Below are 15,272 nucleotides of genomic sequence, written 5' to 3'. Positions count from 1 at the left end.
ATGATGTCCAGCTACAGTTATACGGAAAGCACGACATTCACCGTAACGCATGCGCGCCACATGGCAGCAAAGATAGCAACTGACCTTAAACGCATTCAGCGCCTTTACGGCAAGCCAGCCGATAAGGCGATCGCCGACTATGAAGCGGAGGCCGTCGCCATGATGAAGGCCGGCTATCTGTCATCTGTGATCTATGGCTTCAAGCGCGACGGTTCATGGATAGAACCGACCCTTAGGTACACCGCCCGCGATCTCGCCAATGGTGCCGCAAATGACGACGATCCTGGTAAAATTCGTCCCGGCAAAGATGTGTCCGGAGCATCTTTCACCAGTTTCTTGACTTACACGGACGCCTACTTCGCCCTGCCCCAAGGCGATCGTGACGCTTTCAAAAGCGGGCTTCCCTTTCAGCGTTCCACCGGGACTGAACCGCCGGTAAACGGCTATTTCGCCTCCGACCATACGTATTCTGCCGGTGGCCGGGCGCTCGATCGCTCCTGTGTAAGGAGTTACTGATGCAGAACATGCCTGGACTGGACGAGCTCTTCGAACGCCGTCAAAGTTATCCTGATTTCGAGCCCCAGGAACGGCTCGCGCGACTCGTTGGTCTTGATAACCAAAAGTCACGCCTGGCAAAAATCCTTGGCCTCATGGTCAATCCGCAGGGTCTTGAAAAATGGGCGGCCCGATTCCACGCTGCGGAAGCGCGGCCCTTGCTCGACGTCATCCTGCGGCGCCCGCCACTCGTTGTCCTCGCGGGAGACGTCGGATCGGGCAAGACCGAGCTCGCCGAGACGATCGGGGATGCCGTCGCGCGGCAGGAAGACATCGAGATCACCCTCTTTCCGCTCAGTCTGGCTACTCGCGGTCAGGGCCGTGTCGGCGAAATGACCCAGTTGCTGTCGGCCGCATTCGAACACACCGTGCAAGCGGCAAGCAGACTTAAGGGCGATCGTAAGGCCAAAGGTGGCATCATCTTGCTTGTTGACGAAGCCGACGCTCTGGCACAGTCGCGAGAGGCCGCGCAGATGCATCATGAGGACCGGGCTGGCGTCAATGCATTTATCAGGGGCATCGATCGGCTTTCGAACCTGCGGCTACCGGCAGCGGTGATCATGTGCACGAACCGGCTCAATGCACTTGATCCTGCGGTGCGTCGCCGAGCAGCCGATATATTGTCGTTTTCCCGACCGACCAGCGAGCAGCGGCAACACATTCTTTCACTTCGTCTCGGACCGCTTGGCGTCACCGCAAGCCAGGTGCAGATGCTGGTTGAGGCGACAGGTGCGGCGGGAGACACACCCGGCTTTACATTCTCAGACCTTACCCAACGCCTACTGCCGGCAATCGCTCTTGATGCTTATCCAAGCAAGCCGGTCGAGGGTGCCCGTGCATTGCAGATCGCCAGGGAAATGAAGCCGACGCCAACGTTCCGAGACGAGCTTCCCGCGGGAAAGGCTGCTAGATGAGCAATTGGTCCATCCAGACTCTCCTTTCGGAGTTGCATGACGATATCCAGGAGCGCCTCGGCCGTGCCCGCAAGGCTTTCGGTCATCCGGGAACAAAGGGCGACGCTAGCGAAGCCGTCTGGCTTGAGATGCTGCAGACTTATTTGCCTATGCGCTATAAAGCAGCATCGGCCCATGTCGTCGACAGCACCGGTGCCTTTAGCGATCAGGTCGATGTGGTCGTGTTTGATCGCCAATACTCGCCCTTCATCTTCTCCTTCCAGGGGCAAACCGTCATTCCCGCCGAGAGCGTTTATGCTGTCTTCGAGGCCAAACAGTCTATCAATGCTGAACAGGTCGCATACGCCCGTAAGAAGGTCGCAAGTGTGCGATCCCTGCATCGAACGAGCCTGCCGATTCCACATGCCGGCGGCACGTATCCACCCAAACCATTACAGCATATTATCGGCGGTTTGTTGACGCTAGAGAGCGACTGGTCACCCGGACTGGGCGATGCACTCACCAAAGCCCTGGCGGACGGCAACGAGGCCGACCGGCTCGACCTGGGCTGTGTGGCAGCGCATGGAATCTTTGCACGCGATCTAGAGCGAACCGATAAGCTGACACCGATGCGCAAACCAGCAACGGCGTTTCTCTTCGAACTGATCGCTCGGCTGCAGGAAAAGGCGACCGTTCCGATGATTGACATCCGGGCTTATGCGCGTTGGCTTGATGTGGACCTCCCGACCTAAAAATCGAAGGAACAGACACTTGCATTCCGCCCTCCGAAGGTGGTGCTGCCGCCCGGTCGCGCAACCGGGCCTGTATTTGGGGACTGTCTTTTATGCAGAGAGGAAAATATGGGGAGACGAAATCGATGGGATCATTGCGCACTTTGTGGTCGATACCGTCTCACAACGCGCGAACATGTCGTGCCCCGGTCGCTCTATCCCTCATCCAAATCCACGAGCAAGTTTCAAAGGATAACAATTGCCACTTGTTCCGACTGCAACAATGGCACCTCAGACGATGACGCTCATTTCAGGAACGTCATACTGGTAGCGGGTGACCCTAACACCGCCGTAAGAGAGCTGTGGGATGGGCCGGCACGCCGAGCATTCGAACAGGTGGACGGCATACGCCGGGCCCGAGAGATCTTTGCCCTGATGGAACGCGCCCCAGAGCTAGAGGGCGAGCGTTATAAGATCTATCCGGCGCGAGACGAACGCATCTTGGGCACCGTGCGGAAGATCGTCAGGGGGCTTTCTCACTTCCATGGCATACAGTCCGCTATACGAGACGATCATGTCGTTGCAGATGTGATGCGGTCTCCGCTTCCCGATGAGATTGTAGATGCAATGCGATATCATCATGCCGAGCCCGACGTCCTACAATACGCATTCATAAGCCTTGGGGTCGGCCATGACATTCGGAGCCATTGGATACTGCGATTCTTCGAACGCACCAGCTTTGTCGTCGCCCATTTCGGTTCGTCAGAAGCCGCCGCGCAATCAGCGACCACCGCCCTGGAAAACGGCATAAACCGTGATTGACCGACCTCCAGAGCAGTCGCGACAACCGCACGGCCGGTCAGCGCAGTTTAGCCAGCGTTTCTGCATAGAACCGCACATTCTGTCAGCAACATAAGTCGTCCGATCTTAAGAGCCCGTTTATTGGGCCATCACGGGAGCTACTTCACGGTCACCTACCGGATATCGGTGTCGAGTCCAAAGGTAGCTCAAAACACGATTCGCGATGATGGTCTTGTGCTCTTCCGATATACCTTTTGTTAAAGGACAACTCCTATTTCCGCTCGCCCTCGGCACTGGGGCCGAGAGGGAGTGCACACTTGCCAAGAGAAGATATTTCCTCACGCCATTTTCAACGAAAAATCTCGAACTTCTGCGAAGTCCGCATTGCACCGAACGCATCAAAGCGGGTGCTGGCGAACATCCGGCCTTATCTCATCAGCCTCATCATCTACCGCAAGTCGCCGCCTTTGCTGAATGGCCGTCTTGACTGGATGACGATCGCGAAAGCCTGTGGGATCGAGGACGAGATGACAGCGGAGCTGAAAAACCAGCTGCGCCCTGTTCTCGACGCCATACTCCGATGGCTCCGCCTGCCGCCTGCGGCGGAAGACGTTCGGCATTCAAAGCCGAAACCAAAACCGACCAAACCCGTTCGTCGCGCGCCAGCACCGACCGCATCTCCCACCCGCAAGCCCCAACGGCTGGGCAGCGACAACACCCCGACCCAATCAGCCTCAGCATCGCCCGGTCCGCAGCCGAAACCGATCCAGGAATTTCCCGAACCGCTGTTCGAGGCGGCGGACGATCCCGAGAGTTTTCAGGACGCGCTCATCTACCAAATGCGCCGCTTCGGTGACAGTTATTGGCAACTCTATCGTGCGATCATTCGTCTCGGCGAGACCTTCGACCACAAGACGCTGTTGTCATGGATGCAGGGTGACCGCGCGCCGAGATCGATTGCCAGCTTCGACATCCTCGCCCGCATCGAGCGGCGTTACCGACTGACACCGGGATATTTCAAGGCCAAGCTTCCGCATCAATCCCGCTCGCTCAATGGTCATGACCTTGGTGATATCAGTCCTGCCGAGCGGCGGCGACTGGCCTGGCATCTGCCGGACGACTTTGGCAGCCTGCCCTTTTCCAAGCGCGAGGAAATCCTCGGCTGGGTGCGGCGCGTCATTATCTCCGGCTCGACCGATTATCGCCGATACCAGGCGGCGGCCAGCAAGCAGCGCTATGCCATCCGCTTTCCCGGCATCACCTATGGCGGCGGATCCCTGTCTCCGCGATCGCCCGTGCTGACCAGCGGCGCCAACCGCAGAGCGGAAGAATCCTTCGAGGATCCGGACCTTCTTTCCGGCGTGGTCGACGCGCCGCCGCGGCTGGTGATGGAGATGGCGGACCTGATCCGCTTCAAGACCTCGACACTGACGGAGATCGGCTTTCAGCGCAACGGTGTTTGGGGCGAGGAAACGGCATCGCAGAAGGTCGAGCATCTCGGGCTGATGTTCGGGGCTCTCGCCGCCTCACCCGCCGGCATCGTCAAAGGCCGCGGCGTGCCACTCAGCCAGCTAACCTTCGGTCTGCTGATCTTCCCGGGCGTCTGGGACTGGTATCTGCAATGGCGCGAGCAGCGGCGCGGCTTCTACACCAAATGGGAAGAGGATATGCTGATGGTGGCGCAGGCCCTCACCCGTGCCGAGGTCGGCTGGATCCGGCAGCATCCGGAGCTTCTGAAGAACGTTCGCCCCATCGAAGGGCTGATCGCGCCAGAGGAGATCGAATTCGCTTCACGCGACTGGCACGGCGCCTGCGACGCGTTTCATCGGCATGCCGCCAATCGCTCCAAGGAAGTTCAACGGGTCATGCGCGTGCATCGCGATCCGTTCGAACCGATCATGGTGATCCTGGAGGCGGACAGCCCGCTGGCCGAATACCGCAAGATCACCGACGAGATCCTGAAGCGCATGCCGGACGAACATCTCTATCCGCGGCCGGCCGCCGAAGCTGTCCGCTCCTTCCTTATGCTTCGGCTCGGACTTCATCTGGGACTGCGGCAGAAGAATCTTCGGCAGCTGCGGGTCTGCCCGCGTGGTCATTTTCCGACGGCGGAGCGGCGGCTGGAAGACATGAAGTGCGGGGAGCTGCGCTGGAGCGAGCGCGAGCGTGGCTGGGAAGTGCTCATCCCCTCGGTCGCCTTCAAGAATTCCGGCTCGTCCTTCTTCGGGCAAAAACCGTTCCGGCTGATCCTGCCCGACCTGCTCGACCTCTACCACTACCTGGACGCCTATATAGACCGGCATCGCGGTGTGTTGCTCGCCGGCGCGAAGGATCCCGGCACCCTGTTCGTGAAGACGGTCAAGACGACTAGCACCGACGCCGCTTACGACTCAACGACCTTCTATGAGGCCTGGCGGACCGTCATTCAACGCTATGGGATCTACAACCCGTACACCGGTCGCGGCGCCATCAAGGGCCTTTTGCCGCACGGGCCGCACAATGTGCGCGATATTCTCGCGACCCATATCCTCAAGCAGACAGGATCATACGAGCAGGCGAGCTATGCGATCCAGGATACGCCGGACGTGGTGCAGCAGCACTACGGCCGGTTCCTGCCGCAGGACAAGGCGGCGCTCGCGGCAAAAATCCTGAACCAGGTTTGGGAGGCGGCATAGGCCGGAACGGGGCGTTTGCCTACAGTACCGGTCCGCTCAGTGACTCGGCCGAGCCTGCCGCCGACGCGCGGGCAGGTTCGGTCTGCCTCGATTGCACGTGGTCTCATTCTGCGCGGCCGTGATCGCCAAACTTGGCGCAAGCTGGTGACGTTTGCGCCTCATTAACCATGTGAATTAACGATGTTATTTTCTGTTGCAGAAGCCATCTAACCCATAACTTCTGTCACCGATAACGGCCTGAACTACGCGAACTAACCATCGATAAGTATCGGTTATCGATGGTAGATTGATTTCGTGGTGCAAATCAGAAAGAATCGCAGCAAATCACGGTCCCAGCGGCCGATGAAGCCGTCCTTTCGGAGAGCCCGTGGCCAAACCCAAAACATCACTGACCGCCGTTGAGCGCCGCGCCGAAGAACTCGACACCATTGCCGCCGTGTTGCCGATCGAGCGCCGCGACGAACTCGCCGAGCTGTTGACCGACCAGGATGTCGAGACGCTGCGCCATCTGGTCAACCAGGGCATGGGCGACAACACGCTGCGGGCCTTAACCTCGGACCTCGCCTATCTCGAAGCCTGGGGACTGGCGGCGACCGGAAAGTCGCTGCCCTGGCCGGCGCCCGAGGCGCTGCTGCAGAAATTCGTTGCCCATCATCTCTGGGACCCGCAGCGACGCGAGACAGACCCCGATCACGGCATGCCAGCCGTGGTCGATGAGAACCTTCGGAGCCAGGGGTTCCTCAAATCGGTCGGTCCGCACACGCCAGCCACCGTGCGCCGGCGGCTGGCCAACTGGTCGACGCTGACCAAATGGCGGGGTTTTAACGGCGCCTTCGCCTCGCCTGCCCTTAAATCAGCCATTCGGCTGGCGATCCGGGCCGCGCCAAGACAACGTCTTCGCAAGAGCGCCAAGGCGGTCACCGGCGACGTGCTGGCCAAACTGCTGGCGACCTGCGCGAGCGATAGCCTGCGCGATCTGCGGGACCGGGCGATCCTGATGGTCGCCTTCGCCTCCGGCGGCCGGAGGCGCAGCGAGATCGCCGGGCTGCGCCGCGAGCAGCTGACCGTCGAGCCGCCGATTGAGGTGCCTGATGGCCGTCCCCTCCCCTCTCTCGCCATCCATCTCGGTCGCACCAAGACCAGCAGTGGCGAGCAGGACGATATCGTCTATCTGACCGGCCGACCGGTCGAAGCGCTGAATGCCTGGATGACGGCTGCGAAGATCGACAGCGGCAGCGTGTTTCGGGCGATTGGCCGATGGGGGACCGTTTCGCGGCGGTCGCTCGATCCGCAGTCGGTCAATGCGATCATCAAGCAGCGGGTGGTAATGGCTGGATTAGACCGTGGGGAGTTTTCCGCGCATGGATTGCGGTCGGGATATCTGACGGAAGCCGCCAATCGCGGCATTCCCCTCCCCGAGGCTATGGAGCAGTCGCGCCACCGATCCGTGCAACAGGCATCAAGCTACTATAACAACGCGACCAGGCGCAGTGGTCGCGCGGCGCGGCTGCTTTAAACCAGGATGAACTCGGTACGACGGAGAAGTCCTCGTCTCCCGACCAATCTCACTTGAGCTGCCGGACTTCCCGAGAAAGCCCCCTCCCCTATAACTCCGGCAATGCCTCAAACGGATCGAGTACCTGAACGCCCAAGGGCCGGAAATGGCGCATATTGCGGGTCAAGACCGTCAACCCATGTACTTTAGCCGTGGCGGCTATCGCAATGTCTTCAAAACCCGGCTGGTGGGCGCGAGCGTCATCAAGAATCCGGCCAGCAGCATGCGCGCACCTGAGATCGAACGGTAACAGCTTCTGCGCGTAGAGATATTCGATGCTCTCCCACCAATCTTTCAGCCGCTGTGCCCTGGTGGTCGCACCATCCCGCTCGGCTTTGGCGATCCCGGATTTGACCTCAGCGGCCGAAATGACCGACAAAAACAATTGCGCACTTGCCTTATCGAGCCATTCGACAAGCTGGGCGGAACTTTGCCGTTTGGACGGGGCGAGGGCGGATATGACGTTCGTATCGACTAGGAACATCAGAGATCAACGTCTCGGGCCGGCTTGCTGCTGCGAGCAGGGATATCAGTCTCATCGCCGGGGAACGCTGCCAACAAACGGCCAAAGCTTGGCACGCGGGATAGTTTTTCATACTCCTCGAACGAAAGCACCACCGCTTCCTTTTTGCCGTGTCGAGTGATGATGGCCGGATTGCCATGGATGGCCTGTTCGATAACCGCAGAAAACGTCGCCTTGGCATCCTTGAGCTGGATTTCTCTCACATCGGCCTCCATCAGTGACTATAGTAGTCATATAACAAGACGAAGTTATTTGAGCAAGAGTTAGAAGTTTTCGAAAAAGCTCACATTCGTTCCTTTTCTCGCGCGTTCCTTATTTGTACAAAGCACCACAAAAGATGTGAAAAACAATCCAGCCGTCGTGGAAGACGAAAAGCTCAGTAGATACAGTAATCCCGGAGCCGCTCAACTGAGACGACCGACATCTCATTTGGAGGCGCAAGGACATGCGTTTTCGGCGTCATGCCGGATACGGGTTTTTCTTCCAGTTCCTAGCAAGTGCGAGTCCGCCTGGAAAGCGGCATTCACGGTCGGTTTCAATTAACGTTAGCTCGAAAGAACGTGATCTCGAAGGCGATTAGGTTCGACATATTTCCTCTCAAAACTGCGAGTAGACGATTCAAAATCTTTCGCCTATCGATTGCTTATGAAATCGTCGCTTGAACATATGCCGCTCCGCAAGCAGCGAGAACTCCGACGGGTTCTCGAAATCCTCCACGAGGAATTCGAGGACGCGCTGAAGGAAGGCACGGCCGATTTCAAGAAGCGTGGCAGGATACTGAAGATCGTCCTGTTCGGCTCCTACGCCAAGGGTGGCTGGGTCGATGAACCGTTCACCATGAAGGGGTATCGCTCCGATTTCGATCTGCTGATCATCGTCAACAATCGCAAGCTCTGCGAGTTCGCCGAATACTGGCACAAGGCAGCCGACCGGCTGATCCACGAAGCCGCGATCGAAACACCAGTGAGCTTCATCGTCCATTCCAGACGCGAGGTGAATACCTACCTCAAGGAGGGGCAGTATTTCTTCTCTGACATTCGCAAGGAAGGCATCGTTCTCTACGAACTGGACGATGAGCCGTTGGCTGAGCCCGAGCCCCTTTCGACCGAGGACCGGCTTCGCGTGGCGAAGGAGCATTTTGAAGAGCGGATCGAGGCTTCGACGGAATTTCTCGATCTGGCCGAACATGCACGTACTAGGGGCTACGGGAAACGAGCGGGGTTTCTTTTTCATCAGTCGCTCGAGCAAGCCTATTCCTGCATTCTCCTTACTCTCACCAATTACGGTCCACCATCGCACAACATCAAGTTTCTGCGCTCGCTCGCCGAGGAGCAGGACCGCCGGCTGGCCGAGGCCTTTCCACGTGATCAGCACCGGGAACGCGCGTGGTTCAACACATTGAACGAGGCATATGTGAAGGCGCGCTATTCAAAACATTACGAGATCAGCGAGGAGGCTCTCGCCTGGTTTGGCGAGAGGACAACCGTGCTGCTTGAATTGGTCCGGATGGTTTGCTCCGAGCATCTCGAAAGGCTGAAACACGACAGCCACTAGCTAGTGGCGTGTGGCCTTTACGCCCGACTGAAGGGGCTACGATCGAGCCCAATGCGACATCGACATGCGGCTGGAACCGGGGCATCACCTGGAACGTTTAGAGAACGCATTGAGGAGCCCGCTATGAGTGACAATCCGAAAACCAAGACATCGTCCAACACACAAAAGGACCCCGACGATTGGGTGAGCGGCGACGAGCCGATGACCGGCGCGCAGCGGTCCTATCTAAAAACCTTGTCCGAACAGGCGCACCAGCCCGATGCCTATGCCGAGGATCTGACCAAGGCGGAAGCGTCCAAGAGGATCGACGAATTAAAGCAGGCGCTCAATTTGGAATGAGCGGCCGCCTGGCGATAACCAATTGGGTGAAGCCGAAAGCCGAAGAGAACGTTTGCGCGCCGCAACACCAGCGGTGTAAGCTGTTCGAATGCAAGCTGAGGGTGCTCGCCTAGTGTTTCGTTGCCCGCACCGAGATGCTGCATCCGTAGAACCCATCGCTGACCGGAATTTGCCAGCTACGGCCGAACATGCTGCGAACTGGTTATGTTCGAAGCCTCGACAAACCCCACAACCGCATCATCTCCGCTGGAGCTGAGATGTCTACCGGGATCACATAGGGGTCTGCAGACCTTAGCGCCGTGACGCTCTTGCGCTTCTTGATCGGAAGCCCGTGGCCCATGTTGCTGACCGAATAGAGAGCCACTTTCAGCTTGCCGCTCTCCTTCCACGACTGCAACCTGCCCCATGGTTTTTCCTCCAAACGGCCGTTATTTTCTGCAATGCCTTGGATTTCGAGCCACTGAGCAACACAAGCGAGCGCATTGACGGGCTTGACCACCCGGTCTTCCAGACCCTGCCAGATGGTTATCGCAGGCCATGCCTTGGCTTCTGGGGAAATCTCAGCGATGGGACTTCCCCATCCACCCGGCGGCGGCGTCGCACCTGTCTTCATCGCGCGCAGGGCCGACATCGTGTCGCGGGCAGATCCGAATGGCATGCCGGCTATGATCGCGGCGCCTGCAAACAACGAGGGATAGTTCGCGACAAGTGCGCCTGTCATCGCCGCGCCGGCGGACAGTCCCGCAACGAAGATCCTCGAGCGGTCGACGCGATGTCGCTCACATATGTGCTCGACCATCTGCTTGATTGAACGCACCTCTCCGCGGTCTCGAGCGACGGCGCTTGGTCGAAACCAGTTGAAGCAATTTTGCGAATTGTTTGCCCTTTTCTGCTGCGGATAAAGAAGAACGAAACCGCGCTCTTTCGCGAGCTTCGAGAAGCCGGTCGCGACATCCAGGCTTTCGGGAGTCTGACCGCAGCCATGAAGCAGGACGACAAGCGCGGGGTTCTTCGGCAGCCGCGTCGTCGGAACGAAGGATTTCATCACCAGGCGGCCCGGATTGCTTCCAAACGCGGTTGTCTCGACTAAAATCGGTTTCGCCGGACGGGACGTTGAACGTTTCGTTCTACTTCGGGTCGTTTCGAGAGCTTTCTCGATCCGCTTGCTGATTTTCTTTTGGGCTTTGAGGACCTTTAATAGCGATCTGCCGAGACGAGCTTCATAGGTTAAGGGTCTCAGCCCGCGACAGGAGCGTTCGCAGACCCGGCTGCGCGGCGTCGCGCACGGCGTCCTTCGGCGGGAACCACTGTGTCTTACGGATGCTCTTCTCCGGAAACTTTTCCGCGATGCTCGACGCCTGGAGAAGATGGACGGCCACGTGGTAGCGGTTGGGACTCATGTCCTTCCGATACGAAAACGAACCGAACACTGTTTTGTCGACGATGCCTGCCACTCCGGCCTCCTCGAAGGCCTCTCTCAGCGCCGTAGCGCTGCTGGCTTCACCATCTTCGCCGTGCCCCTTCGGAATGCCCCGTCGACCGTTCCGTCGGCTACCTACAAAGAGCATTTCAAGTCCACCGTTTTCGGTCCGGCGGTGGCAACGAGCACCGGCCTGCGCCACATCGCGACCAGACAGGGTTTCCACAAGTTCCGTCTGGGCGTTTTCGTTGAGCATCGTCCGCCTCCGGTTTCGAAGCCCGCGCAAGCTAGCTGGGCGACGTTCAAGAGTCCAGTTCGCTTCATCACGTCCGGCAACTGCACCAAGCGGAAAATGCTCGTTGGTTCCCGCTCACCATTTCCCCAGAGGTTGTTAAAGATATCCCCAAGAGAAGGCTGCGTAATTCTCGTCGTTTCTTGGTAGCGAACGCCTTTCAGTGGACAAATACGGGCGACAACTCTGCTATAGACGCAAGGTCATTCGCGCTAACAATGTCGTTTCCGATGCGAGGGAGTATGGTCGCCTACCTTCTTGAGCCCGTGGCGGTAGACGCTCGGAGGGAACGGCAGCTGATGATCTTTGCTGGCTGCCGCTCGGTGCTACCTTTTAAAACCACCCTGGATCTGGACGGAGCCTGAAGCGGTGAAGCTTGCGGATGGCTGCCCCTGCAACCGTCTGCCATCGTCGTGCCCACTGATCCATTCGTGGTCGGCGAGGATGTTTGAGCAAGGAGGTCGATCGGAAGTCTGCCTTTGTTGAGCAGCTTAATCGGCGACGCCAGCTATACTCTTTTACGTGCCCGCCAAAATGCGCCAGAGCCGCGAAACTAGGGTCAACAACGCGCCAGCGCTGATTGCTCTCCAAGGTCGTTGCGAATGGTCGTAGCAGCAACCCCTGCCTGCCCCATGGCATGGCTGATCTGGTCAAGACCGGCGACGACGTCTCCTGCGGCGTAAAATCCTGGAACCGTGGTCCTCTGGTGGCCATCGACGATGACACATCCTTCGTCTGAGAGCCTCGCTCCAAGACGTGATGCCAGGTGCGAACGTATGTCGGATCCGAGAGCCGGATACATGGAAGCGAATGAATAGGTTTCCGTTGGTGTTGCGACGCGGATCATATCTTTGTCCAGATCGGTCGAGATTACGGGGCCGACCTCCACTCTTATTCCGAGGTGGGTCAAGGACGAGGTCTCGATTTCGGAGAGATCATGTATGCCCTCGGGCGATATCAGCGTGAGATCCTTCGTGTAACTTCGAAGGAAAACGGCCTCCTTGAACCCCTTCGTTCCAGTTCCGAGAACACCAATGGGCTTGTCCGTTACCTCAAAACCGTCACAGACGGGACAGTAGCGCAGAAGGCCACGAGCCACGGCTTCATCATGGGTTGCCTGTGGCATCGCAGGCCGGCGGTTGACGACACCGGTAGCCAAAAGTACGGTCCGAGAGCGGATGGTGCCGTTCTCGAATTCTGCCATGAACAGGTTGTCGACTTTATGCAGCGTCGTGATCCTGCGGCGTCGAATGGCTGCCCCGTAGAGCTGAGCCTGCGCGTTCATTCTCGCCAGCAGCTCGGTGCCGCTGATGCCGTCCGGGAATCCGGCGTGGTTGTGCGACATAGGGATGCTAGAGGCCCGGCTGGAGTCATCGTGGAAGACCGTCACGGAAAGATGGTAGCGCGCCAGGTAAATCGCCGCGGTCAGGCCAGCCGGACCACCCCCGATGACAACACAGTCGTTCACTTTATCCTCAAGTGCGTTCGTCATCATGCCATTCCGTATCCTGTTGGGCCCAACCGGAATTCCACCAGTGTGGGCGACATGGCCAACCTCGGCAAAGGGCAATAGTTCCATTGTCCGGTAACCCAACTCACCATGTCCTTGACATCCATGCGATGCCGTCAAAGGTTGCCGGGGCACTTGGGGTCCACCAAATTCGGAAGGCCTCCCGCCTTCCAAGATCAAGGCTATTGGCAAGAGCTCAGATCCCCCCGGCGGACGGACCAGAACGTTGGTTGCAATGAGCGACGCCCGACAATTAACAGGTCTGCTTCCAGCTCTGGGGACAAAGCCAAAGTGGACGGGTGGACGTCATCGAGGTCGCCCCGATGTGGATCGCGGCGATGTCTCGGTTTTGCAGGTAACATGGTCGTCGCGGCTCTGGCTGACTCTGCGGACAACGCGCTGATGGCGTTCCACATCGGCCAATAACCATCGATCGGAACAATCCGAGCGAGGTGCTACGCGTCACTCTCGGATCGCGCTTTTCTGCACTTTCTGCGAGCGGCATGGGCGCAACTTAAATCAATGTTCACGCATACACTCCATCTTGATTATGCTTGGCCGAGCGGAGTTCCAACGGTGACGATTTGGAAACCAGGCCCGGTACGATGCACGAGGCACTTATGGCAACTAGGTCATCTTCATTGAACAGGTCGAAGCGGCGCATACCGTTCACCGTGGCGAAATTTGCCGAGGCGACAAAATTGTCGCTGATCTCGATCGACAGCCACGGGGATATCGAGTTTGTCAATCCGTCCGCGTGCGCGCTGTTCGGTTACAGCAAGGGGGAGATGATCGGAAAGCCTATCACCATCATCATCCCCGAGCGGATGCGGGGCGCGCATATGGCAGGGCTACAAAAGGTGTCCGCGGGGCAAAAGCCAAATCTCGGCGGTAGGCCAGTCGAGGTGTCGGCGGTCAAGAAGGACGGCACGGAATTTCCGATCGAGATCACCTTATCAACCTGGCGTGGCAAACGCGGGTTCTGTGCTGGCGCCGTCATCACCGATATTTCGGAGCGACGGGAGCGGGAGGGACGCCTGTTACGACTGGCGAGCCAGGATACCTTGACTGGACTGCTTAATCGTCATCGCTTTTCCGCGCTGCTTGCCGATACGCTCGCTGCGGGAAACGCTGCCGCCATCATTCTCTTGGACCTCGATGGCTTCAAGGAAGTCAACGACACGCACGGACATCGCGTCGGCGATTGTCTTTTGCAGGCCATCGGTGTCAGGCTCCCATACATGCTGCGCCCGGATGCCAATATAGCCCGCATCGGCGGCGACGAATTTGCGGTTCTGTTGCAGGGTGTAAGCGACCCGCGCGCCGTTCATGCACAAGCCGATGCTATCCTGAAGGCATTTGCAAAACCGTTTGAACTCGGAGGACATGTTCTGGAACTCGGCACCAGCATCGGCTTTGCTCTTTCACCGACCCACGGGGTGGAGGCCGAAGAGCTGATTGCCAGTGCCGATTACGCCCTGTATCGAGCGAAAGCCGCAGGCGGACACTCGATCCGGATGTATGACGCCACCATGCGGAGCGAGACGTCGGCGCGTCGCGAACTGCGGGACGAACTGCTAGCCGCGATGCGTCAGGGTGAACTGGAGCTCTTCTATCAGCCCCAGGTAAAGCTCTCCGACGGAAGGATCATCGGTCTTGAAGCCTTGATCCGCTGGCATCATCCCATTAGAGGCCTGCTGACGCCCGCAGCCTTTCTTCCTGCTCTCGATCAGAGCGCGCTGGCTCTGGATATTGGCTGGTGGACGCTTGACGAAGCCGCAAAGCGCGCCAGCGAACTGCAGGCGTCAGGCTACGAAATCAGGATCGGCGTCAATCTGTTCCCGGGGCAGCTGCGCGCACCCAATCTCATCCAAAAAGTGGCCAGTGCACTTCAAAAGCACTGCCTTGCACCAGAGGGACTGGAGCTCGAAGTCACCGAAACGATTGCACTTGCGGATGACGACCGTTCGCTGGAGGCGATGACGGCCCTGCGGGAACTTGGCGTTGGCATCGCCTTCGACGACTTTGGAACGGGATATGCGTCCCTCAGTTCGTTGCAGCGCTATCCGCTGACGACGCTGAAGATCGATCGCGGTTTCATCCAGCAGATCCGCAGCAGGCCGAACGATGCCGCGATCACCCGAGCACTGATCGGCCTGAGCCGAGACATGGGACTGGCGACGGTCGCGGAAGGCATCGAAACCCGCGAACAGGAGGGGGCGCTTGTGGCCTTGGGTTGCCCATGTGGTCAAGGCTATCTCTACGGTCGGCCTATGCCGTTCAGCGCGGTCTTGAGCCTCATCGAGCAGAAGGCAGCATCCGCGGCGCCGATTGGTCGGCAAGAAACCGGAACCTTCATTCGGGCTAGGCCCCACGCCCCTAAAGGAGGACATGGCGACTAGGAGCTAGGACACCTGGCTCGTG

14 protein-coding genes are annotated in these 15,272 nt (G+C 58.6%); 9 read left to right on the top strand and 5 right to left on the bottom strand.

Annotated elements, in window-relative coordinates:
• The first annotated feature begins 3 nt into the window (after window positions 1-3).
• The 6 genes from V8P77_RS17960 (at window position 4) to V8P77_RS17935 (ending at window position 7,171) form a co-directional block, all read left to right on the top strand.
• On the top strand, window positions 4-516 hold the full coding sequence (locus V8P77_RS17960) for an HORMA-1 domain-containing protein (RefSeq protein WP_335913638.1): 513 nt from the start codon (window positions 4-6) through the stop codon (window positions 514-516).
• Entirely contained in the window at window positions 516-1,469 is a 954-nt protein-coding gene (locus V8P77_RS17955) for an AAA family ATPase (RefSeq protein WP_335913637.1), read from the top strand. Before V8P77_RS17960 ends, V8P77_RS17955 begins: the two co-directional genes overlap by 1 nt.
• Window positions 1,466-2,200: a DUF6602 domain-containing protein gene (locus V8P77_RS17950; protein ID WP_335913636.1), complete on the top strand. Its 735-nt coding sequence runs from the start codon at window positions 1,466-1,468 to the stop codon at window positions 2,198-2,200. Before V8P77_RS17955 ends, V8P77_RS17950 begins: the two co-directional genes overlap by 4 nt.
• 414 nt (window positions 2,201-2,614) lie before the next feature.
• On the top strand, window positions 2,615-3,001 hold the full coding sequence (locus tag V8P77_RS17945) for a hypothetical protein (RefSeq protein ID WP_335913635.1): 387 nt from the start codon (window positions 2,615-2,617) through the stop codon (window positions 2,999-3,001).
• Window positions 3,002-3,297: 296 nt separating this feature from the next.
• Window positions 3,298-5,655, top strand: a complete 2,358-nt coding sequence (locus tag V8P77_RS17940; protein WP_335913634.1) for a hypothetical protein — start codon at window positions 3,298-3,300, stop codon at window positions 5,653-5,655.
• A 367-nt stretch (window positions 5,656-6,022) separates the two neighbouring features.
• Complete coding sequence (locus V8P77_RS17935) at window positions 6,023-7,171, top strand: site-specific integrase (RefSeq protein ID WP_335913633.1); 1,149 nt, start codon at window positions 6,023-6,025, stop codon at window positions 7,169-7,171.
• A gap of 88 nt (window positions 7,172-7,259) precedes the next feature.
• Here V8P77_RS17935 and V8P77_RS17930 read toward each other — a convergent pair whose 3' ends face one another.
• Window positions 7,260-7,694, bottom strand: a complete 435-nt coding sequence (locus V8P77_RS17930) for a type II toxin-antitoxin system VapC family toxin (protein ID WP_335913632.1) — start codon at window positions 7,692-7,694, stop codon at window positions 7,260-7,262.
• A complete protein-coding gene (locus V8P77_RS17925) occupies window positions 7,694-7,936 on the bottom strand; it encodes a type II toxin-antitoxin system Phd/YefM family antitoxin (RefSeq protein ID WP_221972372.1) in 243 nt (80 codons plus the stop codon). Before V8P77_RS17925 ends, V8P77_RS17930 begins: the two co-directional genes overlap by 1 nt.
• A gap of 442 nt (window positions 7,937-8,378) precedes the next feature.
• Here V8P77_RS17925 and V8P77_RS17920 point away from each other — a divergent pair, with 442 nt between their 5' ends.
• Together V8P77_RS17920 and V8P77_RS17915 are read left to right on the top strand one after the other, a co-directional pair.
• Window positions 8,379-9,287, top strand: a complete 909-nt coding sequence (locus V8P77_RS17920) for a nucleotidyltransferase and HEPN domain-containing protein (RefSeq protein WP_335913631.1) — start codon at window positions 8,379-8,381, stop codon at window positions 9,285-9,287.
• Between the two features lie 123 nt (window positions 9,288-9,410).
• Window positions 9,411-9,626 (top strand): DUF3072 domain-containing protein, encoded by a 216-nt coding sequence (locus V8P77_RS17915; protein WP_221977118.1) that lies wholly within the window; start codon window positions 9,411-9,413, stop codon window positions 9,624-9,626.
• 202 nt (window positions 9,627-9,828) lie between these two features.
• On the opposite strand, the gene V8P77_RS17910 is transcribed toward V8P77_RS17915, so the two are convergent.
• The 3 genes from V8P77_RS17910 to V8P77_RS17900 form a co-directional block, all read right to left on the bottom strand.
• Window positions 9,829-10,866, bottom strand: a complete 1,038-nt coding sequence (locus V8P77_RS17910) for an extracellular catalytic domain type 1 short-chain-length polyhydroxyalkanoate depolymerase (protein WP_335913666.1) — start codon at window positions 10,864-10,866, stop codon at window positions 9,829-9,831.
• The gene (locus tag V8P77_RS17905; RefSeq protein WP_335913630.1) at window positions 10,847-11,302 is read right to left on the bottom strand and encodes an NUDIX hydrolase; all 456 of its coding nucleotides are present in this window, start codon (window positions 11,300-11,302) and stop codon (window positions 10,847-10,849) included. Before V8P77_RS17905 ends, V8P77_RS17910 begins: the two co-directional genes overlap by 20 nt.
• Window positions 11,303-11,897: 595 nt before the next feature.
• Window positions 11,898-12,830, bottom strand: a complete 933-nt coding sequence (locus V8P77_RS17900; RefSeq protein WP_335913665.1) for an NAD(P)/FAD-dependent oxidoreductase — start codon at window positions 12,828-12,830, stop codon at window positions 11,898-11,900.
• 638 nt (window positions 12,831-13,468) lie between these two features.
• On the opposite strand from V8P77_RS17900, the gene V8P77_RS17895 reads away from it, so the two are divergent.
• Window positions 13,469-15,250 carry a sensor domain-containing protein gene (locus tag V8P77_RS17895; protein ID WP_335913629.1) on the top strand — a complete coding sequence of 594 codons (1,782 nt, stop codon included), beginning with the start codon at window positions 13,469-13,471 and terminating at the stop codon, window positions 15,248-15,250.
• The last annotated feature ends 22 nt before the right edge of the window (window positions 15,251-15,272 follow it).

The organism is Rhizobium aouanii, assembly GCF_037002925.1.
GTDB classification, from domain to species: domain Bacteria; phylum Pseudomonadota; class Alphaproteobacteria; order Rhizobiales; family Rhizobiaceae; genus Rhizobium; species Rhizobium aouanii.
The sequence above is the reverse complement of the archived record's forward strand: the minus strand, read 5'-3'. Positions and strand labels throughout refer to the sequence as shown.